Genomic DNA, 21,830 nt, shown 5'->3' with positions numbered 1-21,830 from the left:
ATCCAGGAAACCAGGTAAAATAGGATGTGATGCCGGGGGGCACAAAGAACAGACATCACATGGGGAAAGGCAGCATCATGACAGGCTCTTTTTACGCCAGCATATACGCGCGATCACCTGCCAACGGGAATCGTATTCTGCTGGATACACCCGGTGGCCGGACCATCACCTGGACCATGGCGGCGGAATGGTCGGCCCGCTATGCAGACAGCCTTTACCGGCTTGGCCTGCAAAAAGGTGACCGCATCGCCGTACGGGTACAGAAATCTCCCGAGCTTCTGTTGCTTCATCTGGCCTGTCTGAGGGCGGGCGTGGTCTTTATCCCCATCAACCCGGATCATGAGGGGCATACCCTGGACCATATTCTGCATGACGCCAGACCACAGGTCCTGATCGTGGAACCGGAACGGGAAGACCACTGTCATGCCTTGGCACAGCGCTTCGGTATTCATCATGTGCTGACTTTGGGGACACATCACAACGGAACTTTTGCCATTCATGGCAGCAAAGGATCAGATCAGTTCCCGATCGTGGAATGTCACCCCGATGATCCAGCAGTCGTGCTGTATAGCCCTGACACCAAAGGACGGCAGAGTAGCTCCCTGCTGTCCCATGGTAATCTGCTGTCCGTAGCGCAGAACCTCATACAGGCGTGGCATATCACAGATCAGGATATCGTTCTGCATACCGTACCCATGTTTCAGGCTTATGGCCTGTCTATCGGCTGCCATTGCGCCTTGCTTGCAGGAGCAAGCATGATATGGCTTCCCTCCTTCAACGTAGACAGTGTTCTGGCCAGCTTGCCCCGCTGCACCATTTTCACGGGAACCCCATCTTCCTACGAGCAGCTGTTGCAGAAACCCGGGCTGGGTCGTGTGTCCACCCAGAACATCCGCCTGTTCCTGTCTGACACAGACCCCCTGCCGGACCGCATGTTCCATGACTTTGAAACCCGCACGGGCCATCGTATCCTGGAATGCTCCGGCATTACGGGAAGCACACACGTTACAACGGCAGGCAATGCCAACAGGCACGAAGCAAGGACCCCTCATGACAACAGGCTGGTTCCCAACTCGTAAAGCAGAACCGCCTTGGTGTTATCAAGACATAATCTCTTGCCCGAAGGGAACCCATCACTTTGACAGCCCCATGAATGTGGCTCATCCTGGCTGGCCCTGCACATGGCATGGACCAATACGGTGAGCACTGATACAACACTCAGCATTCTCATCCTTGCTGCCGGTTTTGTCGGAACCGGCATTGCTGCCGGATTTCTGGCCGGACTTCTGGGAGTTGGCGGTGGGATTATCATGGTCCCTGCCCTGTTCCACCTGCTGGCAACCCCGGGCATTGATGACAGTATACGGATGCACATGGCCGTTGGAACATCCTTGGCCGTCATTGTCCCGACGGCCCTGTCATCGTCATGGTCGCACTACCGCCGTCATGCCATCGATACAGACCTGCTGAAGACATGGGCACCCGGCATTGTCGCGGGCTCTGTTCTGGCAGGTATCATCGCAGCATCAGTCAAGGGATATGTCCTGACCGCTGTGTTCTCGGTTACAGCTCTTCTGGTCGCCCTCCATATGGCCTTTGGCCCATCAGGACCCTCTTTCACCATCCGGATGCCGGGAACTTTGGGGCAACTCTGCCTGGGCACCTTGATCGGCACGCTTGCCACATTGATGGGCATTGGCGGAGCAACATTAAGCGTGCCGGCCATGACAGCTTTCTCTGTCCCCATACACCGCGCTGTTGCAACGGCCAGCGCCCTTGGTCTGGCGATAGGGATTCCCGGCGCGGTCGGGTTCGCCATGGCCGGAATGGATACCCCCGGGCACCCCCCCTGGTCGCTGGGCTACATAAGCCTGCCCGGCGCACTGGTTCTTGCACCACTCAGTGCCTGCTTTGCCCCATGGGGGGCACGGGTTTCACATACGGTCAAACCACATAGACTGCGCCAAGTCTTTGCCCTGTTTCTTTTCGTGACAAGCCTGCGCATGCTCTGGAACCTCCAGAGTTAGGCAGCACACCCCAGCCGCTGCAGAACGCGACCACGCCCGAGCAAAGGCAGAAGAACCTTGAGCTCCGGACCATGGCCCAAACCGGTCAGAGCCAGGCGCAGTGGCATGAACAATGCCTTGCCCTTCCGCCCGGTTTGTGCGGACACAACCCCTGTCCACTGCTTCCAGGTCTTCTCGTCCCATGGCTCTGGCGGAAGCAAGGAAGCAGCTTTAACCAAGAAAGCTGCATCTTCGCAAACAGGAACCATTGGGCCATGCAAAATACGGTACCACGGCAGGGTATCGGCAACCGTCTGCACGTTAGGACGAACAGCCAACCAAAAGGACTCGTCGGCCAGATCACAACCCAGGGACCGAAGGCGTTGGGCAACCTGATCCCAGCCCATGCCATGGACCAGTTTTTCTGTCAGACGCATCAAATCGGCTTCATCCAGCCGCGGGGTACCACGCCCAAAACGCCCGAGATCAAAACCCTGGATCAGAACCTGCACATCCTGAACCGGCTCCACCGCCTCTGAAGAGCCAAGGCGCGCCAGAAGGGCATGGACAGCCAGTGGCTCAACCCCCTTGTCACGCAACTCCGCCACAGACAAACTTCCGCTGCGCTTGGACAGCTTGTGTCCATCCGCTCCAACCAACAGGGGAAGATGCGCAAACGCCGGCAGCTTTCCCCCCAAGGCATGGAACATCTGGATCTGGACCGCCGTATTGGTTACGTGATCCTCACCCCGCACAACATGGGTTATGCCCATTGCAACATCGTCAACAACCGACGGCAACAAATACAAAAAGCTGCCATCCTCCCGAATCACAACCGGATCTGCCAAGTGAGCTGCATTATAAACACACTCACCACGAACCAAGTCCGTCCAGCGTATCTCTCCGGGATCGAGCCGGAATCTCCAGTGCGGGCGCCGTCCCTGTTGCTCAAGGGTTTCCTTCTGCTCCGATGTCAGCGCCAATGCCGAGCGGTCATAAACAGGAGGCAAGCCCCGTGCACGCTGACGGTTGCGCATATATTCCAGTTCTTCGGGTGTCTCGTAACAAGGATACAGGCGACCATCAGCAATCAGGCGATCCCGCGCCTGCATATACAGATCAAGCCGACGCGACTGGAAAAACTCCTGCTTCCATTCAATGCCCAACCAGCGCAGGTCACGGGCTATGCCTTCGATGAATTCAGGCTTGGAACGCTCTTGGTCTGTATCATCATAGCGCAGCACAAAGCGCCCCGGATCACCGCCTGCAAGCAAGAAATTAATAACAGCCAGACGGATATTGCCCATATGAAGGGCACCGGTGGGGGAAGGAGCAAAGCGAACACGAACAGACATTCAGTATGTTTTCCAGAAAGCCCGGATAACCTCAGGCCAGTTTTACAAAAGCATTGGTCAACGGATAGCGGCGCTCGCGCCCGAATGCACAACGGGTGATCTTGACACCGGGCGGGGCTTGGCGACGCTTGTATTCCGCACGATTCAACAGCGCCCATACCCTTTCAACCTCGGCATGAGGGTAGCCCGTTTCTGCCGCAACAGCTGAAACGCTTTTGCGCTCCTCAATCAGTTTCTCCAGGATAGAATCCAGCACTGGATATGGGGGCAGACTGTCTTCATCTTTCTGGTCGTGGCGCAGTTCCGCTGTGGGGGGCTTGTCAATGACCCGCCGCGGCATCACAGGTCCAGCCGGCCCAAGAAGCCCCTGCGGGCAACAGCTATTGCGCCATTCCGATACAGCAAAGACCGTGGTCTTGTAGATATCCTTCAAGACAGAATACCCGCCGCACATATCACCGTACAGGGTTGCATACCCGGTGCTCATCTCAGATTTGTTACCCGTTGACAGAACCATCGGGCCAAATTTGTTGGAAAGCCCCATCAGGATCACACCCCGCGTGCGGGACTGCAAGTTCTCTTCGGTAATATCAGGCGGATGACCGGAAAAGAGAGGAGCCAGCATCCGATCCCACGCCTCAACAGCCGGAGCAATAGGAATGGTATCAAGACGGCACCCCAACAGACGCGCAACCTCGGCAGCATCGTCCAGACTGTCGCGCGACGTATAGACCGACGGCATCATCACACACCAGACACGGTCGGCGCCCAGCGCATCCACTGCAATGGCGGCCGACAGGGCGCTGTCAATACCACCCGAAAGCCCCAGCAACACGCCGGGAAACCCATTCTTGCTTACGTAGTCGCGCAAGCCAAGAACCAAAGCCCGGTAGATGTACTCTTCCCGCCGCGGATACGCGGCAGAGGACGACGCGCCCCCGTCCGGCCACCATCGCGCATCTCGGCGCGACCACGTGCAAAATGTGACGCCTTCATCCCACGGCGGCGCGGCATGGCACACGGCAGCATCGCACCCGAGAACGAAGGAAGATCCATCAAACACCAATTCATCCTGACCACCTACCTGGTTGACATAAACCAAAGCCAAACCGGTTTCGCCCACGCGGGCCGCGGCGTGCTGCTGCCTTTCGGCAATTTTGTCCAGTTCCCACGGAGAACCGTTGAGCACCACCAGCAGTTCTGCCCCATTACAGGCAAGAGAGCGTGACACATCCGGGAACCACATATCCTCACAAACCATCACCCCCATGCGAACACCACGCACCGTGACTGGCTGCGGCAGGGGGCCTGCAGAAAAAACCCGTACCTCGTCAAAAACGCCATAGTTCGGCAGGTGATGCTTCAGAATAACATCCTGAATCACCCCCCCATCCAGAACCAAGGCCGCGTTGTAAAGTGCACCGCTCTGCCGCCAAGGAGCGCCGACCAGAAGGGCGGGTCCACCATCCGCTGTGAGAGCGGCAAGAGCCTGAAGCTCACTCTCTATCATATCCAGGAAGGCCGGGCGATATACCAAATCCTCGGGCGGGTATCCGCACAGGACCAGCTCACCCGTTATCAGAAGGTTGGCTCCTTCTGCCGCAGCTTTGTCTCTGGCATCCCGAACCAGTGCCGCATTGGCCCGGATGGCACCAACAGTCGGATTGAGCTGCGCCAGCGCCAGCTTCAGGGTATCAGCCATCACCATGATCATTCTGCGATATCAAAACCAGCGAAGTCCGGCAAGCTAGGATGGAGACAGACCCCTGTCAACGCGCAAGACGACAGAACACACAAGTCCGCCGATAAAAAGATATGAAAGGAACGATTACCAAGCCGCATACTGTTAACGTGAACGGCGCAGCAGAAATTCACGGCCAACCTTCACCCTGGGTTCCCCTCCATAGGCAATAATATCAGCCGTTGCATAGGTCTCCTGCCAGGAATCCGGTAGGAAACTGCCCGTTCCAATCACATCCACCGGCGCCCGAGCATACCCGATAACACGGCACTTCTCCGGAGTAAAACCCGATGAGGCCACAATCCGCACACCGGGGAAACCTGCCTTGTCCAGGCAATCACGCACGTGCCATATAGCTGCCGCCGATACGCCCGTTCCAATAAGATGCTTCAGTTCCCGATCCGTACGGTACCCCCGAATGGCCTGAGGAGCATGTTGATCCAGAACAGCATAACTGGATTGAGGATCAAGCCCTTGCAGAAAACGCCCGCCATGCGTATCCAGACGCACGGCAAGGCGCCCCGCCACGGCCAGATCCGGGAAAGTACGGCATACCTCAAGAGCGTCATCCACTTCCTGCCCGAAGTAATCCACTAGGACTATTAGAGGATCATCAGGGAACGTTTCATGATACATCCTGGCGGCCTGCACCGTTGACCCGGCATAACCAATCAAGGCATGTGGCATGGTCCCCATACCCTCACTACGGCCAAACCAGTGCGCTGTCGCATCTGTGGCATTGCCCGTAAAACCACGCGCACCAGCCCTCTTGCGGGCAGCAGAAGAGCCAACAGAGGCCGCATAGGCCATCAAGGCAGCCATCTCTGTTCCGGCACAATGCCGTGCATCCATGGCCAGAAAATCAACATGAGGCAGCTCGCTGCACATGGCTTCGGCCTGCCAGGCGGCAACGCAGGCAGCGCCCAGTTTCTGTAACAACAGTGTTTCCAGCTCGACCAGAACAGAGAAACGACCGGTCACAAAAAGAAGCGGTTCCCCCGCACCAACACGGTCCCCTTCCGCAAAGGGTTCCTCAACACACACACCCGGTCCGTCTTTGGGGACAACGGCCTCCAACCACTCACGCGCCATGCGCGTTGCAGCCAGAACCGGGCGGCGCAAGAAAACAGCATAGGTGACATCAATATCACCAAACCGCTCAATAATGTTTCGGGTACGGGCAAAATACGCGTCGGTCCACGCCCGAACAGAATCAGGCGAAGGGGGAAACCTGTCCAGCAATCCTTCCAAGATGATATCCTTTGCGCCCCAGACCAAAGCAGAAGAAAAAATGCGACCGATCAGGCTCCCACGGCGAACCCGGACAATGGCTGCCCCCGTCGCTCCTCCTTCAGGGCCTGGGCAACCAGGAAGGCAAGGTCCAAAGACTGGGCCGCATTCAGGCGGGGATCACAAAAGGTATGATAGGCATCCCCCAGCCTGGCTTCGGTAATAGCCTGGGATCCGCCGATACACTCCGTCACATCACGCCCGGTCAGTTCCAGGTGCAAAGCCCCGGCATGACTGCCTTCAGCCCGATGAACGGCGAAGAATGTCCGCACCTCGGCCAGGATGCGGTCGAAACAACGGGTCTTGTAGCCATTGGCAGCCTTGTGGGTATTGGCATGCATCGGATCGCAAGACCACACAACCTTGCGCCCCTCGCGTTGCACAGCACGGATCAGGGCAGGCAGACGCGCCCCCAGAGCCTCTGCCCCCATACGAGTAATCAGGGTCAGGCGTCCCGCCTCGTTAGCGGGATTGAGAATATCACACAGCCGCAGGAGCACATCCGGCGTTGTCCCCGGACCAACCTTGACAGCCACCGGATTCTGGACGCCGCGCAGAAACTCCACATGCGGCCCTTCGGGGTCGCGGGTACGCTCGCCAATCCACAGCAGATGGGCGGAACAGCAGTACCAGTCCCCCGTTGTGGAGTCCACACGGGTCAGGGCCTGCTCGTAGGGCAGCAGAAGCGCCTCGTGTGATGTGTAGAAGTCCGTCTTGCGCAACTGGGGTACGCGCTCCCCCGTCAGGCCGCATGCATCCATGAAGCACAGGGCTTCCTGGATACGGTCTGCCATTTCCTGGTAACGGGCCGCCTGATCAGAGCCATTGACAAAGCCAAGCGTCCACTGGTGAACCTTGTGCAGATCGGCGTAACCACCTTCTGCAAAGGCACGCAACAGGTTCAGGGTCGCTGCAGACTGGTTGTAAACCTGCATCATACGCTGCGGGTCCGGCGTACGGTCCTGCAGCGTAAAATCCGGACCATTGATCATGTCACCCCGGTAACTGGGCAGCTCCTGGCCATCCTGCATTTCCGTTGCAGCAGACCGGGGCTTGGCAAACTGGCCGGCCATGCGCCCAACCTTCACAACCGGGCACGACGCACCGAAAGTCAGGACAATCGCCATTTGCAGAATAACACGGAAGGTATCGCGGATCGAATCGGCCCGGAACTCCGAGAAGCTTTCTGCGCAATCACCACCCTGGAGCATAAAGGCGCGCCCTTCAGCGACCTCGGCCAAGGCACTGCGCAGGCGACGGGCCTCCCCGGCAAAAACCAGAGGCGGCAAGCCCCGCAAGGAATCCTCCACGGCTTGCAGCTTCTGCGGATCGGGATAGGTCGGCATCTGGAATGTCTCAAATGGCCACCCCGCCTCTACTGCCGAGTGCACAATGCTCCTCCAGCTTTCGGGGGTCCATTTTCCAGACATAACACCATCATCCTTCTTAAAGCAGACAGAGAAAAAGACTCTGACAAAAACAACAGGGAGTCCGAGATATAGGCTCCATCCGCATACAGACGCAAGCCAACAGACCAAAAGCAGGCAAAAAAGTCAGCCCGTTACCTCGCCACCCCCTTTATGGACCCGAAGCAACGGTCTGCAGAGCAACGCATTGGGGCAAAGAATACACCACTGAAACAGGATTCCCTTTGCATCAAGACGTGTACTTATAACAAATCACACGGATACTGGGTCAGGCCGTGGTGTACGCAGGGTTACAAATTCTTCTGCTGCTGTGGGATGAATACCAACCGTCGCATCAAAGTCCTTCTTGGTCAGGCTGGCCTTGACGGCGATAGCGAGCCCCTGGATGATCTCCGGCGCATCAGGACCAACCATATGGGCCCCGATCACAACCTGGGTTGCCCGATCGACCAGAAGCTTCATCATCGTGCGTTCCTCGCGCCCTGAAAGGGTATTTTTCATCGGACGAAAGCGGGTCACATACACATCAACCGGGCCCCGGGCGCGCGCTTGCTCTTCGGTCAGACCAACCATACCGACGGCAGGCTGGCTGAAAACAGCTGAAGCCACGTTTGCATGATCCGGGGTCATCGGGTTGTTGTTGAATTCAGTTTCAGCAAAACAGGCGCCCTCCCGGATTGCAACCGGGGTCAGGTTGATACGGTTTGTCACATCACCCACGGCCCAGATGCTGCTGACATTAGTCCGGGACCAAGCATCAACCTGCACTGCACCGGTTCGGGGATCCAGCGCAACCCCAGCTTCTTCCAACCCAAGACCCGCCGTGTTGGGGGCCCGACCTGTTGCGTACATGACCTGCTCACAGGCCAGGATCCGGCCATCCTGCAGCGTTACCATCCGGCGACCATCCTTCTCGCAACGGATGGACTGCACCTGACTTTTGCGACAGATCGCAATGCCCTGATGCTCAAGTTCAGCAACCAGGTGCTCGCGGATATCCTGATCGAAACCGCGCAGGATATTGTCGGCACGGATAACCAAGGTCACCGCGCATCCCAAGGCACGGAAGAGGCCGGCGAATTCCACCGCAATGAATCCCCCACCGACAATCACAATGCTGTCCGGCAAGCGGGGCAAATCCAGCGCCTCGTTGGATGTTATGGCATGCTCGACACCCGGGATATCCGGCAGGACAGGCCACCCACCAACAGCGACCAGTATTCTCTGTGCCGTCATACGGCGACCATTGACCTCAACCGTATGCGGATCAACAAGCCTGCCACGCCCCTCTACCAGCTCGACATGATTTGACTTCAGCGTATTGCGGTAGACTGCCTCCAGACGATCCAGCTCTCGGTTCTTGCTCGCCACAAGCGCCGGCCAGTCAAGATGGACATCACCGACAGCCCAGCCATACCCACACGCATCCTGAAAGGAACGGGCAAACTCTGCCCCATAGATCAACAGTTTCTTGGGAACACAGCCACGAACGACACAGGTTCCGCCAACCCGGCTTTCCTCGATCACGGCAACACGGGCTCCATACCCACTGGCAAGACGGGATGCCCGAACACCGCCGGATCCGGCACCAAGCGTTACAAGATCGTACTCAAAAGCTGCCATCATGCCTTCCTGATTGTTACCCGGGCGCCGGCATGCCTGGCGCACTGTCCCCGTGCATTAAAACCTACCTGACTCACGCAGAGAGCACAGAGAAGCTGTACCGCTCTGCCATAAATGACATTCCTGCCCGTACCAAAGGCTCTGCACCACCGGGCAGTCCCCCCATATGCTCGACCACCGCAGCCCAAGGAGCACCAGAGGGAACGAACAGATCCGCCCTCACACCACGCCCACGCGCCACCTTTTCCAAGGCCGCCTTCAACAGCTGACGCCCGAGACCCTGCTTCTGATGCGCACCCAGTACTGTGAAATGGCTGATCAACCAGTGCTCGGGCACACCGGGGGGATGGCCGGGAGCAACGCAGATAAAGCCGACAGGACCATGCATGGAATCCGCGACCATAGCCTGGCCACCATTGCGCGTTGTTGCGCGGGCCTTCAGCCATTCACGCCATTCTGCCGCGCGGTCACCGGCCGACAGAACCAAGGCCGTTGGCGGCATTCCCCAAGGAACAGCAGCCTGCAAACCAATCCTGTGTATAAGGCCCAATGCGTCTGCATCGATCAGGGTTGCTTCCCGAATAACAGTTCCATCAGACCCAGCCACACCGCATACTCCCTGTCTTACCTTGCAAGGAATCACCCGCCTGCCCTGCAAAGTCAACCCATGCCCCGACGACAAGGGCAAAATGACATGGCGTGAGGAAACAGGAGCAGACTGGATCCATGCATCAGAAGATAGAGTAAGGACTCAAGCCTGCAAGGGTAGCGGGCCGTCCATAACATCAAGAAGATCATGACCGGACAGCTTGTCAACAAGCGGATAAAGATCCCATACTGGCACCCTGCACAGCTCTGCGATTTCAAGCAGAGATCGTGTGCCATCGGACCAGGTAATCAGGTCCATCATCAATCGAATCTCCAGGCCACTCGATTTTGTTGACAATGTTGGATAGAGTCCCCTCTTTCCCAACTGCGGCTCACAGAGTACCTTGACCTTGGGATAACCATTCCGCTCGATCACCTCAATAGCCCGCAAAAGGGCATTGTACCCGCCCTCAAGTCCCTCGGGGGTGACGACATGATCCAGATCATCCAAGGACGTATGGTACTCGTCATACTCGGCGTATTTTGTCCTCATAATCGAGGCCATAGGCAAATCTACACCAGGGGCACAATACTGCCTCTCGTCACTCCCCCTGTCGCCCCATGTATAAGCTTTGTATTCAGGGCAGATATGCTTCAGGACATGCTTCGCAACATGATCGCTGATGGTTGCCCCATGGCGTGACGGAAGATAGGAATAGGTGCGGTCATCTCCAATGCATGTCACATTGAAACCAGCAAAAACCCTGGACTTCAAACTGTCGAGATTCCGGCTGACATAACAAATGGATCCTATTGTTTCCGGTATGAAAACAATACGGTAGCTGAATCTATTATCCCCCCTCTCTTTCAGCCATTTTGCAATGTACGTCGTCACCGTTGGACCAGAGAGTTCGTTATTTGCCATTGAAGGATGACAAACATACGTTGACAGGAACACTTCTTCCCTGGAACGCCCTCTCAAGAACACTTCTCCGTATGTCAGGGATCCATCGAAAAGCTCGCTGTCAATGAACACCTCGTACTCACCATCAATAAGGTTGTCACGCAGGATCTGCGGCAAACAAAAGCCCCAGCGTTCTTTGTAGTACGAGGTAATATAAGGTATTGCTGCTGGCTGGTCTGGAAGGGAATAGAGGTGCTTCTGCAAGTCCTCAAGGCTGATCTTCTGCTTTACTGGGACACTGTATCCGACAAGGTGTAAATTGTTTGACCTGAAGTCACAAATTTTCTTGCCACTCGGATCGATAATGTATGCCTCTCGGACCCTCCACTCTTTTGGAACCGTCCAGTCAAAAACCTGCGTCCCGCTTGGAACCTCATGGATCTGGAGCTCCGGAAGAATGCCCTTGATTATTCGCAGTGTTTCCCTGACACCTTCCCCTGTGAGGCTGCGATTAATACCCCAAAGCCGCCGTGCAAGCTGATGAATATGCTGACCTGTCAAGGTAATTTCTCCAAAGAGTATAGCATTCCCAATGCTTTCCCCTGATCAATAATCTGCCCTACAAGATCAAACATGGCCTTGCTTCTTACAACGCGAAGACCTGACCCGACCAAAGGTCTGTCGCCCTTGTACAAGCCTTTTTCCCACAATAATTCACCGGCAGGATTGACGTGCGTTTGCACACCGCGTTCCAGATCCCGGACATACAGCTTGTAGGACTTGCTTTCCGTGACGCCATTCCAATCTGTGTATGGAGCTGCGAAGGTCTTGAAAAGACGGTAATCAACTTTTTTGACTTCTTCAACATGATGATAGAACGTCATGCAACCTTGGTCATCCCGATCAAGGGCAGCTATTTTTCCATCCATCCTCTTCAGAAGACCAAAAGGCGATTCCTCTGAATAACCGCTTTCATTATCGATATTCTCGAATTCATTTGAGCGATATCCAATCACTGCAAACGAATAAATGGGATGCCCGGTCCTGACAGCTTCGGCATGCACGCGCCCAGCTTCCGCCAACGCGCCCATTCTTGACGGGGTGCGCCTGATGTCAAAGGGAACCCCTGACGTAAAATCAAAATTGAACAACGGCAGCAGAAGAGTCCCCCTTGCCCCAACGACATCGAGAAAGCTTTGAAGAATATCACCTGCATCAACAGCAACGCCAGCATGCCTGAATTCTGCAAGTGTGCGTTTAATGCTGCTATGAACTAGGACGACATCTCCCGTTTCAACACCAGCCCCAGCCCACCGTTTGCTCAAGGCGACACGCGCACTTTTTTCCACGCCCACCATGCGAACAATCCCGAGCCCCCAGCACTAACGGAAAGAATACTATTCCACCGTTACGCTTTTGGCCAGATTGCGCGGCTGATCAACATCCGTACCCTTCAGAACAGCCACATGATAGGCTAACAGCTGAACAGGCAGTGCGTACAGGATGGGGGCTACAAAGGGATCAACCTCGGGCAGAATGACAGCATGAACAGCACTGTCCCGCATACGGGCAACACCACGGGCATCCGAGAACACAATAACACGCCCACCTCGTGCAACTGTCTCCTGAACATTGGATATGGTCTTGTCCAGCAGCTCATCACCAGGAGCGATAACCACAACAGGCACCTTGTCATCAATCAGGGCAATCGGGCCGTGCTTCATTTCTCCCGCAGCATACCCCTCGGCGTGAATGTAACTGATCTCCTTCAGCTTCAGGGCCCCTTCCAGAGCAATGGGATAGCTGGATCCACGCCCAAGATACAAGACGTCACGGGCTTGCATGACATCTTCGGCAATACGGCGAATATGCTCGTCATGATTAAGAATTTCCGCCACACGCGCCGGCACCTCACCCAAGGCATGGGCCAACTGCATTTCTCTTTCGGCCGTTACAGCGCCACGGGCGCGGGCCAGCGCCAGAACAAGGCAGGCAAGAACCGTCAACTGCGTTGTAAAGGCCTTGGTCGATGCAACCCCGATCTCAGGCCCGGCCAATGTGTGCAGGATGGCATCACTCTCCCGGGCCATTGTGCTTTCGGTCACATTGACCAAGGACACAATTTTCTGACCATGAGCCTTGCAGTACCGCAAGGCTGCCAAGGTATCAGCGGTTTCACCGGACTGCGAAATGAAAAGGGCCAGCCCGGCGGGCTGCAACACCGGATTCCGGTACCGAAACTCGCTGGCAACGTCAATGTCAACCGGAATACGGGCAATTTGCTCAAGCCAGTATCGGGCAACCAGTCCCGCATAAAATGACGTTCCACACGCCACAATCGTAATGCGGTTGACCGAAGCCAGATCAAAGGGAAGATCAGGCAAGGTAACCGTACGGGTCAACGGATTGACCAAGGCCCGCAGACTGTCACCGATCACCTGGGGCTGCTCGAAAATCTCCTTGGCCATATAATGGCGGTGCCCCCCCTTGCCAACCGCTGCACTGGACAGGGCGCTGACATGAACCGGCCGCTCGACCTTCAAGCCTTCTGTAGTGCGGATCTCGACCCCGCTGCGGCTGAGGATGGCCCAGTCCCCCTCCTCCAGATAGCTGAGACGGTTGGTCACGTGCACAAGGGCCAGGGCATCCGATCCAACAAACATTTCCCCCTGCCCATACCCAACGGCAAGCGGGCTGCCACGCCGGGCCGCTATCATCAGATCCGTCTGTCCGGCAAAGATAACAGCCAGGGCAAATGCTCCCTCCAGACGCAGGAGAGCCTTGTGCGTTGCCTCAACAGGGTCAGCACCCGGCTGCCAATACGAGCTGATCAGATGAACAATGGTTTCTGTATCCGTATCACTGCGGAACACACAGCCTGCCGCCTCCAGCTCGGCCCGCAGAGCACTGTAATTCTCGATAATGCCATTATGCACCACCGCCACCCGACCATCGGAATGCGGGTGGGCATTGCGCTCAACCGGCACACCATGCGTGGCCCAGCGGGTATGCCCGATACCAACGCTTCCGGACAGGGGGGCCAAGGCAAGCCGGGCTTCAAGGTTGACCAGCTTCCCTTCAGCACGGCAACGGGCAATTTCGCTGCCAACCAGCGTTGCGATACCGGCACTGTCATAGCCGCGATACTCAAGACGCTTCAGTCCTCCCACCAGAAGGGGAGCTGCATCCTGTTCACCAATGACACCAATAATCCCGCACATGCTCTTGCTTCCTGTCAGCCGCGTGTTGCTTCTTCTTTTTTGCTTTTATGAAAATGGATCCCCCATCGCTCTACATTCTTCTGCTCGGCCCGCCCCAGGGCCAGTGCTCCAGAGGGAACATCGCGGGTTAACACCGATCCGGCACCGGTCACAGCCCCGTCACCAACCGTGACCGGAGCAACCAGGGACGTATTGGATCCAATCAGAACCCCAGCACCAATGTCCGTACGGTGCTTCTTGTACCCGTCGTAATTACAGGTAATGGTCCCCGCCCCGATATTCGACCGGGTTCCGACAGAAGCGTCGCCGATGTAGGACAGGTGGTTGACCTTGACACCATCAGCAAGCACCGCATTCTTGATTTCCACAAAGTTACCGACATGCGCTTCGGCACCAATGTCTGCACCAGGACGCAGCCGGGCATACGGCCCAAGAACGGCACCCTCGGCAACACGACATCCCTCAAGGTGGCAGAAACCCTTTATCTCGACGTTGTCAGCCACCGAGACACCCGGACCAAAGATAGTAAAGGGCCATACAACCACATCCTGCCCCAACCGAGTATCCCAGCTGAATGTAACGGTATCCGGGTCAATCAGGGTCACGCCGGATTCCATCATGCGCTGCCGCATGCGCCTTTGGGCAATAGCCTCACAGGCAGACAGCTCTACCCGGGAATTGACGCCAAGAAACTCTTCCTCAGGGCCTTCCACAACAACACAGGCACGGTCATCCGCGTGGGCCAGGGCAACGATATCAGTCAGATAGTACTCACCCTTGGCATTTTCATTTCCCACCTGTTCCAGCCAGCGCCAAAGACAGGCACCATCAATCGCCATCACACCCGAGTTACACAGGCGCAGACGTTGCTGTGCCTCGTCGGCATCTTTGGCTTCCACAATCCGCTCAAGACCGGACGGCCCCATAACCAAACGACCATAAGCACCGGGATCAGCAGCCTGGAAACCAAGCACGGCGACACCGGCGTGGCTGTCCCGACGGGCCTGGACAAGGCGACGGATTGTATCAGCCTGCAGAAGCGGCGTGTCGCCATAAAGCACAACAACCGTATCCGGCATATGGCCAGTCACAGACATTACGGAACGCGCCTGCAGAACAGCATGGGCCGTTCCCAGACGATCCCTTTGTATCGCTGTCGGGACGGGGCCAAGCACATCAGAAACGGCCCCACCCTCTGGCCCAATTACCGCCACCAACTGTTCAATGCCGGCACAGCGCGCTGCATCGGCGACATGAGCAACCATCGGGCGCCCCAGCACGGGGTGCAACACCTTTGGACGGGTTGATTTCATACGGGTGCCGAGGCCTGCGGCCAAGATAATGGCGACAGAATCAGGGACGTCTTGGGTAACAGTCATACAGGGTCCCCCTGAAACCGGAAGGAAAAGAACAACGGCAAAGGCCGGAAAAAGCCCAACACCTTGAGACAAGGCACCCTGCCATACCAGATACCGCTATCCAAAATCAAAGAATGTTACACTGTATTATAGATACAGCCTGCCATCTTGCTGAGCCAAGTCACCTTTCGGGAATACAGCCTTGACGAATGGGGGCACACAGCTTATAAAGCCGGCCTCCCGAATGCGCTGCCCTTTTAAAGGGCAGCGATGTAAGGGAAAAGTACCGGGCGATTAGCTCAGCGGTAGAGCACACCCTTCACACGGGTGGGGTCGCAAGTTCGATCCTTGCATCGCCCACCATCAAGGCTCCCAGGTCATGCCTGCGGGGCCTTGTTTGCATGTGGAAATACCGGTATCCAGCGTGTCAGATACCAACCAAAGGCCCCCGCACACACGACGGGGGGCACCCGGATATCAGCGCAGGGTCTCAAGATAGGCGATAATATCGCGACGCTGCTGCTCGCTCTTGACCCCGGCATAGGACATCTTGTTGCCAGGTATGAAGTCCTTGGGATTTGTCAGCCACTTATCCAGATTCCCGGCATCCCACTTCCCACCATGACCGGCGACAGCATCCGAATACTTGAAACCTTCGGCATGAGCAATTTTGGCCCCGACAATTCCAAACAGGTTGGGACCGACCTTGTTGGCCCCTCCCTGATCAAACGTATGGCAGGCCACGCACACTTTCACCGCCTTCTTGCCCAGAGCCGCATCCCCGGGCCGCAGCTCAGCAGAAGCCGATCCTGACTGGGTTGCGGCCTTGCGGAACGTCATGGCCCCGGCAACGCGGGGTGCTTCATCCGGTGCGGCAGCCGAATAGACCAACCCACCGAACACTTTCGCCCCGACGACGGCAACAAGGGCAAGCCCGACGGCTGCTCCCAGCTTGTAAACGGTCTTCATACCAATCTCTCCAACGGCTCTACTTTCCGCGGTATCCCGCCCCTTCCCCGGGGCAAGACCAGCGACACGCTCCTCTGACTTCTGGAATTACACAGAATCCAGAGCCCTGTGCCAGAACAATCTTTTCTGTACCGCCGTGTAGCATAGTTTGTGGCGACCTCTGCACCACAAACAGACAAGCCCCTCCATCCTTTTTACACACCGTATCCGGACGCGACAAACCCGCCCTATCCTTGATCAAGAGGCCGGGCCTTGCGATCATCACCCAGGGCAACAAACGTAAAGGTTCCCTCTGTGACCTTTTCCTCAACTCCCGTATAACGGCGCCGGACCCATGCCTCCACCCGCACCCCAACCGAGGTGCGCCCCCTTTTTATCTCCCAGCAGTAACAGTTGAGTTCGTCACCCACCATCATGGGCTTATGGAAGACAAACCCATCCACAGCAATTGTAACAACACGCCCTCCGGCAACCAGACGGGCATAAGATGCGCCGGCCAGATCCATCTGCGACATCAGCCAGCCGCCAAAGATGTCACCATCAGGATTCGTGTCCGCAGGCATGGCGATCGTACGCAGATACAGGGAGCCATCGGAATGGGGGTTTGCTTCGCTGGCTTTTCTCATGGTCCGCCTGTCCTCTGACGCAATGGCAAGCACCCGGATTGTGACTTTCGGAACTCCTGAAGGCAATCAGCTATTTCCGTCTGTGACAGGATATAGTAACCCTGTCCCCTTGGGCGGACACGGCTCTTCGGCCGCCCGCCATCTCCGGTGCAGCCCCGTACCGGAGATGTATGCCACCGTACATCACAGCAAACCGCGCGAGTGCCATGTCAGACCTGTTTCAGTTTCTTGCCCCGAAGTCACAGGAATATACCGCCAAGGACATTGAAGTCCTGGAAGGTCTGGAACCCGTACGCAAACGCCCGGGCATGTATATCGGTGGTACCGATGAGAAAGCCATGCATCACTTGGCGGCAGAGGTCCTGGACAATGCCATGGACGAAGCCGTGGCAGGACACGCCACCTTCATCGACCTGGAACTGTCAGCCGATGGTTTTGTGACAATCCGCGACAATGGCCGCGGCATCCCCGTGGATCCCCATCCGAAGTATCGGGACAAGTCGGCGCTGGAAGTCATTCTGACCACGCTGCACTCCGGTGGAAAATTCGGGGGCGATGCCTACAAGGTCTCGGGCGGGCTGCACGGGGTGGGAAGCTCTGTCGTCAATGCCCTGTCCGAACTGATGATTGTCGAGGTTGCCCGGGATAAGAAACTGTGGCGGCAAAGCTATGTACGCGGCACCCCCCAAGGCCCGCTGGAACTGGCCGGCACAGTATCAAACCGTCGTGGTACCTTGGTCCGGTTCCGCCCAGACCCGGATATTTTTGGTATCCGTGCCCGGTTCAGGCCGGCAACCCTGTACCGAATGGCCCGCTCCAAGGCTTATTTGTTCCGGGGTGTCAAAATTCGCTGGTCCTGTGATCCGGTGCTCCTGGACGGATCGGACTCTGTCCCGGCATCAGAGGAACTGCACTTCCCCAACGGGCTGGAGGATTTTCTCGCCACAACCCTGCGGGGGCGGGCCACCATATCGGGCCTGTATGCCGGCAGTGCCTCTCTGGCTGATGATATGGGCAGTGTGGAGTGGGCCCTGTGCTGGCCGGAAGATCAGGAAGGCTTCTTTTCTTCCTATGTCAACACCGTTCCAACCCCCGAAGGCGGCACACACGAACAGGGGCTGCGCAATGCCGTCACCAAGGGACTGAAGGCCTATGCTGACCTGACCGGGAACCGTAAAGGTGCCACGCTAACGGCAGAAGACGTGCTGGGCGGAAGCTGTGTCATGCTGTCTGTGTTTATCCGGGAGCCCCAGTTTCAGGGACAAACCAAGGAAAAGCTGTCGTCGAGCGAGGCAACCCGCCTGGTTGAACAGGCTGTCCGTGACCTGTTCGACCACTGGCTGGCCGGGGCACCGGCTGCGGCCAATGTTCTTCTTGAACACGTCCTGAACCGTCAGGAAGAACGCCTGCGGCGGAAGCAAAGTCGTGAAATGTCACGCAAATCCGCCACCAAGAAATTACGCTTGCCCGGCAAACTTGCCGATTGCTCACGTTCTGTCGCAGAAGGTACCGAACTCTTCATCGTCGAAGGGGATTCTGCCGGCGGTTCAGCCAAGCAGGCCCGCAACCGGGAAACGCAGGCCATTTTGCCGCTGCGTGGCAAGATCCTGAACGTCGCCTCGGCCAGCGCCGAGAAACTGCGCGCCAACCAAGAACTGCAGGACCTGGTGGAAGCTTTGGGCTGCGGCCCCGGCAACCGGTATGATCTAGAAAAGCTGCGCTACGGCAAGGTCATCATCATGACAGACGCAGACGTGGACGGGGCCCATATCGCAAGCCTCCTTATGACATTCTTTTACCGTGAAATGCCGGGCTTGATCGAGGATGGCAGGCTGTATCTGGCCATGCCGCCCCTGTATCGCCTGACCCAAGGCGGGAAAAGCATCTATGCGCGGGATGATGCACACCGGGACCAGATCATGGCCAAGCACTTCAAGGGCAAGGGGAAAGTAGACATCAGCCGGTTCAAGGGCCTGGGTGAAATGCCCCCCGCCCAGCTGAAGGAAACCACGATGAACCCGGCAACCCGGACCTTGCTTCAGGTTGTCTTGCCCGGCAAGAAAACCGAGGAAGAGCTGGAAGACAGCCGGGCAACAGCCAGCTTGGTGGAACAGCTGATGGGGCGCAAACCCGAGCTGCGGTTCCAGTTCATTCAGGCCCACGCCCGTTTTGCCCGTGAACTGGACATATAAGGGGCATGACGCCCTCATAAAACCGCTCTTTTGCCACAATCCGTTCAGATACAGTTCATGGACGCACGAGCATTATACCTCCTGTGCCTCTCCTGTTATTGTTGTAGCACTCACTTTTTGCGCACCCAACTCAACGGGGCCCGGATCATCCGGTGCCCCGCTTTTTTTTTATCCTGTTCACACTTTCTGGGGCTGCAACCAATCTGAAGCCCAGCGCAGACCGTCCAGCGTTGTGCCCCTGGGCTTGTACTCACACCCGATCCATCCGTCATATCCGGCCCCATCCAGAAGGTCGAACATGTAGCGAAAGTTGATCTCTCCCAGCATATCCGGCTCATTCCGCCCTGGAACCCCAGCAACCTGAATATGCGCAATCCGGCTCATGTTGCCCTCAATAAAATCGGTCAGGGCTCCCTGCGTCATCTGGGCATGGTAAACATCGTACAGCATGTAAAGATTACGATGCCCCGTTTGCTCCAGAACCACCGCGGCATCATCCGGACGCGACAGGAAGTAGCCGGGCACAGTCTGCCGGGAGATTGGTTCAATCAGACACCGCAGCCCCTCGGCTTCCAGCTGACTGGCCGCATAGTCGATATTGGCCATATAGACATCCAGCGATTCCTCCCAGTCTTCTTCCGGAACAACGCCGGCCATAACATGAACACAGGAGCATCCAAGGCGCTGGGCATAGTGGGCAGAAAGCTCCAGATCCGACCGGAAGTCATCCTGACGGCCGGGCACGGCAGCAAGGCCACGCTCTCCGGCAGACCAGTCACCCGGGGGGGCATTGAACGCAACAATCTTCATCCCCGCAGCAACGGCCTTGTCGGCCACCTCCTCGGCGGGGTAGAGATAGGGAAACGCGAATTCACACCCCTTGAACCCTGCCTGGGCCGCAGCGGAAAAACGGTCGAGAAAAGGCTGCTCTGTAAAAAGAACAGAAAGATTGGCAGCAAAACGTGGCATGGAACCTCCGGAACAAACGGCGCTACACTATGCGCTTGCAGGCAAGGGGGGAAGCACGTTTTAACAGGCGGCAAGACTTCCCCGACAGGAACGGGGCCGTTGTACAGATGAGGAAAGCTGATGAACCACGATCTGCTGAACAAATACAATCTGCGGCTTCCGCGTTACACCAGCTATCCAACGGCCCCGCATTTCTCGGCAGCTGTAACTCCGGATCTCTACCGGACATGGCTGGAAACACTGGACCCCGAAACACCGGTATCCCTGTATCTGCACGTTGTTTACTGTGCTGAAATGTGCTGGTTCTGCGGGTGTCATACCAAAATCACCAAACGGTACACACCCATTGCAGAATACTTGGAAACCCTGCTGCAAGAAATTGACCTTGTGGCCAATGCCCTTCCGGCACGTTTCACGGCCAAGCATATCCACTTTGGGGGGGGGAGTCCCACCATCCTGTCGGCACCCGACTTCACGCGGCTGATGCAACGCCTCAAAAACTGTTTCTCATTTTCCCCTGATGCAGAAACAGCCGTCGAGCTGGATCCCCGTACAGCCGATGAAGCCTACATCCAAGCCATGGCCGCCGCTGGTGTAAACCGGGCATCTGTTGGTGTGCAGGACTTCAATCACAAGGTACAGGAAACCGTTAACCGGATTCAGCCTTTCGAACTGGTTGCCTCGGTATTCAAGTGGCTGCGCCGGCACGGCATTGACCGGATCAACATGGACCTGATGTATGGCCTGCCTTACCAGACCACTACCAGCATTCTGGATACGGTGGACCGGGCTGTCAGTCTGGGGCCACAGCGTATTTCACTGTTCGGCTATGCCCATGTTCCCTGGATGCGCAAGCACCAGACCTTGTTGCCCGAAGACTGCCTGCCCGGATTCCGGGACCGATGGGAGCAGTACGAAGCTGCCACAGAGCGCCTGCATCAGTACGGCTACGTCAGCATCGGACTGGACCATTTTGCCCTTGCCAACGATACGATGGCCATTGCCCAGACCGAGAAGCGGCTGAACCGGAATTTTCAGGGGTACACAACAGATACCGCCCCCGTTCTTCTGGGCATGGGCGCATCGGGTATTGGGTCCCTGCCCCAAGGATACGTGGCCAACGAGGGGGAGGTACACGCCTGGAGACGCATGATCTCCGGTGGCATCCTGCCAATTCGTCGCGGCATTGCCATATCCGATGAAGACCGCATGCGGCGTATGGTTATTGAACGACTGATGTGCGATCTGGAGGTTGACCTTGGTGAGATAGCCTCATCTTTCGGGCGCGGACATGACTATTTCACCCCTGAACTGAATGAGATGCAGGAATTGGAGAAAGACAACCTGGTTATCCGGCACGGACACATGCTGCGCATGACAGAAGAGGGAAGACCGCTGGTCCGGGTTGCCGCAGCACGTTTTGACCAATATCTGAAACAAGGCGAACTCAAGCACTCCAAGGCCATATAAATCCCTACAGTCAGGATTGGGCGGATCAGGCACATCATCCCCTTGGTCTTCTGGACAGAAGGCTGGATTCGCCGGTATCCTCGCAGCAGGA

The 21,830-nt window shown here is 56.8% G+C and carries 17 protein-coding genes and 1 tRNA gene; 5 read left to right on the top strand and 13 right to left on the bottom strand.

What is annotated here, in order from left to right:
• The first annotated feature begins 77 nt into the window (after positions 1-77).
• Together HEQ60_RS00150 and HEQ60_RS00145 are read left to right on the top strand one after the other, a co-directional pair.
• Positions 78-1,079 carry an AMP-binding protein gene (locus HEQ60_RS00150; protein WP_168068354.1) on the top strand — a complete coding sequence of 334 codons (1,002 nt, stop codon included), beginning with the start codon at positions 78-80 and terminating at the stop codon, positions 1,077-1,079.
• Positions 1,080-1,199: 120 nt separating this feature from the next.
• Entirely contained in the window at positions 1,200-2,027 is an 828-nt protein-coding gene (locus tag HEQ60_RS00145) for a sulfite exporter TauE/SafE family protein (RefSeq protein WP_322099262.1), read from the top strand.
• Here the strand turns inward: HEQ60_RS00145 and gltX are convergent.
• From gltX to glmU, 10 genes are all read right to left on the bottom strand, one after another.
• A complete protein-coding gene (gene gltX, locus HEQ60_RS00140) occupies positions 2,024-3,361 on the bottom strand; it encodes a glutamate--tRNA ligase (protein WP_168068350.1) in 1,338 nt (445 codons plus the stop codon). The two genes, HEQ60_RS00145 and gltX, sit on opposite strands and share 4 nt — an antisense overlap.
• 31 nt (positions 3,362-3,392) lie before the next feature.
• Entirely contained in the window at positions 3,393-5,063 is a 1,671-nt protein-coding gene (locus HEQ60_RS00135; RefSeq protein WP_168068348.1) for an NAD+ synthase, read from the bottom strand.
• Between the two features lie 144 nt (positions 5,064-5,207).
• Positions 5,208-6,353 carry a nicotinate phosphoribosyltransferase gene (locus tag HEQ60_RS00130; RefSeq protein ID WP_245176897.1) on the bottom strand — a complete coding sequence of 382 codons (1,146 nt, stop codon included), beginning with the start codon at positions 6,351-6,353 and terminating at the stop codon, positions 5,208-5,210.
• Between the two features lie 50 nt (positions 6,354-6,403).
• Positions 6,404-7,822: a class II 3-deoxy-7-phosphoheptulonate synthase gene (locus HEQ60_RS00125; protein ID WP_066135117.1), complete on the bottom strand. Its 1,419-nt coding sequence runs from the start codon at positions 7,820-7,822 to the stop codon at positions 6,404-6,406.
• Positions 7,823-8,071: 249 nt separating this feature from the next.
• The gene (gene gor / locus HEQ60_RS00120; protein ID WP_168069043.1) at positions 8,072-9,442 is read right to left on the bottom strand and encodes a glutathione-disulfide reductase; all 1,371 of its coding nucleotides are present in this window, start codon (positions 9,440-9,442) and stop codon (positions 8,072-8,074) included.
• Positions 9,443-9,515: 73 nt separating this feature from the next.
• A complete protein-coding gene (locus HEQ60_RS10540; protein ID WP_168068346.1) occupies positions 9,516-10,049 on the bottom strand; it encodes a GNAT family N-acetyltransferase in 534 nt (177 codons plus the stop codon).
• A 144-nt stretch (positions 10,050-10,193) separates the two neighbouring features.
• Positions 10,194-11,495: a DUF4910 domain-containing protein gene (locus HEQ60_RS00110; protein ID WP_168068344.1), complete on the bottom strand. Its 1,302-nt coding sequence runs from the start codon at positions 11,493-11,495 to the stop codon at positions 10,194-10,196.
• Complete coding sequence (locus HEQ60_RS00105; RefSeq protein ID WP_168068342.1) at positions 11,492-12,292, bottom strand: AAC(3) family N-acetyltransferase; 801 nt, start codon at positions 12,290-12,292, stop codon at positions 11,492-11,494. The genes HEQ60_RS00110 and HEQ60_RS00105 overlap by 4 nt, the downstream gene beginning before the upstream one ends.
• Before the next feature lie 39 nt (positions 12,293-12,331).
• Positions 12,332-14,155, bottom strand: coding sequence for a glutamine--fructose-6-phosphate transaminase (isomerizing) (gene glmS / locus HEQ60_RS00100; RefSeq protein ID WP_168068340.1), 1,824 nt, complete (start codon positions 14,153-14,155; stop codon positions 12,332-12,334).
• 14 nt (positions 14,156-14,169) lie between these two features.
• The gene (gene glmU, locus HEQ60_RS00095) at positions 14,170-15,534 is read right to left on the bottom strand and encodes a bifunctional UDP-N-acetylglucosamine diphosphorylase/glucosamine-1-phosphate N-acetyltransferase GlmU (RefSeq protein WP_168068338.1); all 1,365 of its coding nucleotides are present in this window, start codon (positions 15,532-15,534) and stop codon (positions 14,170-14,172) included.
• Between the two features lie 267 nt (positions 15,535-15,801).
• Here glmU and HEQ60_RS00090 point away from each other — a divergent pair.
• Positions 15,802-15,876, top strand: a tRNA-Val gene (locus tag HEQ60_RS00090).
• A 114-nt stretch (positions 15,877-15,990) separates the two neighbouring features.
• Here HEQ60_RS00090 and HEQ60_RS00085 read toward each other — a convergent pair.
• The gene (locus HEQ60_RS00085; RefSeq protein ID WP_168068336.1) at positions 15,991-16,482 is read right to left on the bottom strand and encodes a c-type cytochrome; all 492 of its coding nucleotides are present in this window, start codon (positions 16,480-16,482) and stop codon (positions 15,991-15,993) included.
• A gap of 227 nt (positions 16,483-16,709) precedes the next feature.
• The gene (locus HEQ60_RS00080; protein WP_066136744.1) at positions 16,710-17,108 is read right to left on the bottom strand and encodes an acyl-CoA thioesterase; all 399 of its coding nucleotides are present in this window, start codon (positions 17,106-17,108) and stop codon (positions 16,710-16,712) included.
• A 206-nt stretch (positions 17,109-17,314) separates the two neighbouring features.
• On the opposite strand from HEQ60_RS00080, the gene parE reads away from it, so the two are divergent.
• Positions 17,315-19,300 (top strand): DNA topoisomerase IV subunit B, encoded by a 1,986-nt coding sequence (gene parE, locus HEQ60_RS00075; RefSeq protein ID WP_168069041.1) that lies wholly within the window; start codon positions 17,315-17,317, stop codon positions 19,298-19,300.
• Positions 19,301-19,477: 177 nt separating this feature from the next.
• Here the strand turns inward: parE and otnI are convergent, their stop codons facing one another.
• A complete protein-coding gene (gene otnI, locus HEQ60_RS00070; RefSeq protein WP_168068334.1) occupies positions 19,478-20,269 on the bottom strand; it encodes a 2-oxo-tetronate isomerase in 792 nt (263 codons plus the stop codon).
• Between the two features lie 120 nt (positions 20,270-20,389).
• Between otnI and hemN the strand changes: the two genes are divergently transcribed.
• Positions 20,390-21,739, top strand: coding sequence for an oxygen-independent coproporphyrinogen III oxidase (hemN, locus tag HEQ60_RS00065; RefSeq protein ID WP_168068332.1), 1,350 nt, complete (start codon positions 20,390-20,392; stop codon positions 21,737-21,739).
• Positions 21,740-21,830 lie beyond the last annotated feature (91 nt).

It is taken from the genome of Haematospirillum sp. H1815, assembly GCF_012102705.1.
Lineage (GTDB): Bacteria > Pseudomonadota > Alphaproteobacteria > Rhodospirillales > Rhodospirillaceae > Haematospirillum.
The sequence above is the reverse complement of the archived record's forward strand: the minus strand, read 5'-3'. Positions and strand labels throughout refer to the sequence as shown.

Bases quoted from the DNA above. Each gene is read 5' to 3' on its own strand.
- HEQ60_RS00150 (WP_168068354.1), top strand. From the start codon at position 78: ATGACAGGCTCTTTTTACGCCAGCATATACGCGCGATCACCTGCCAAC.
- gltX (WP_168068350.1), bottom strand. From the start codon at position 3,361: ATGTCTGTTCGTGTTCGCTTTGCTCCTTCCCCCACCGGTGCCCTTCAT.
- HEQ60_RS00135 (WP_168068348.1), bottom strand. From the start codon at position 5,063: ATGGCTGATACCCTGAAGCTGGCGCTGGCGCAGCTCAATCCGACTGTT.
- HEQ60_RS00125 (WP_066135117.1), bottom strand. From the start codon at position 7,822: ATGTCTGGAAAATGGACCCCCGAAAGCTGGAGGAGCATTGTGCACTCG.
- gor (WP_168069043.1), bottom strand. From the start codon at position 9,442: ATGGCAGCTTTTGAGTACGATCTTGTAACGCTTGGTGCCGGATCCGGC.
- HEQ60_RS00105 (WP_168068342.1), bottom strand. From the start codon at position 12,292: ATGGTGGGCGTGGAAAAAAGTGCGCGTGTCGCCTTGAGCAAACGGTGG.
- glmS (WP_168068340.1), bottom strand. From the start codon at position 14,155: ATGTGCGGGATTATTGGTGTCATTGGTGAACAGGATGCAGCTCCCCTT.
- glmU (WP_168068338.1), bottom strand. From the start codon at position 15,534: ATGACTGTTACCCAAGACGTCCCTGATTCTGTCGCCATTATCTTGGCC.
- HEQ60_RS00085 (WP_168068336.1), bottom strand. From the start codon at position 16,482: ATGAAGACCGTTTACAAGCTGGGAGCAGCCGTCGGGCTTGCCCTTGTT.
- HEQ60_RS00080 (WP_066136744.1), bottom strand. From the start codon at position 17,108: ATGAGAAAAGCCAGCGAAGCAAACCCCCATTCCGATGGCTCCCTGTAT.
- parE (WP_168069041.1), top strand. From the start codon at position 17,315: ATGTCAGACCTGTTTCAGTTTCTTGCCCCGAAGTCACAGGAATATACC.
- otnI (WP_168068334.1), bottom strand. From the start codon at position 20,269: ATGCCACGTTTTGCTGCCAATCTTTCTGTTCTTTTTACAGAGCAGCCT.
- hemN (WP_168068332.1), top strand. From the start codon at position 20,390: ATGAACCACGATCTGCTGAACAAATACAATCTGCGGCTTCCGCGTTAC.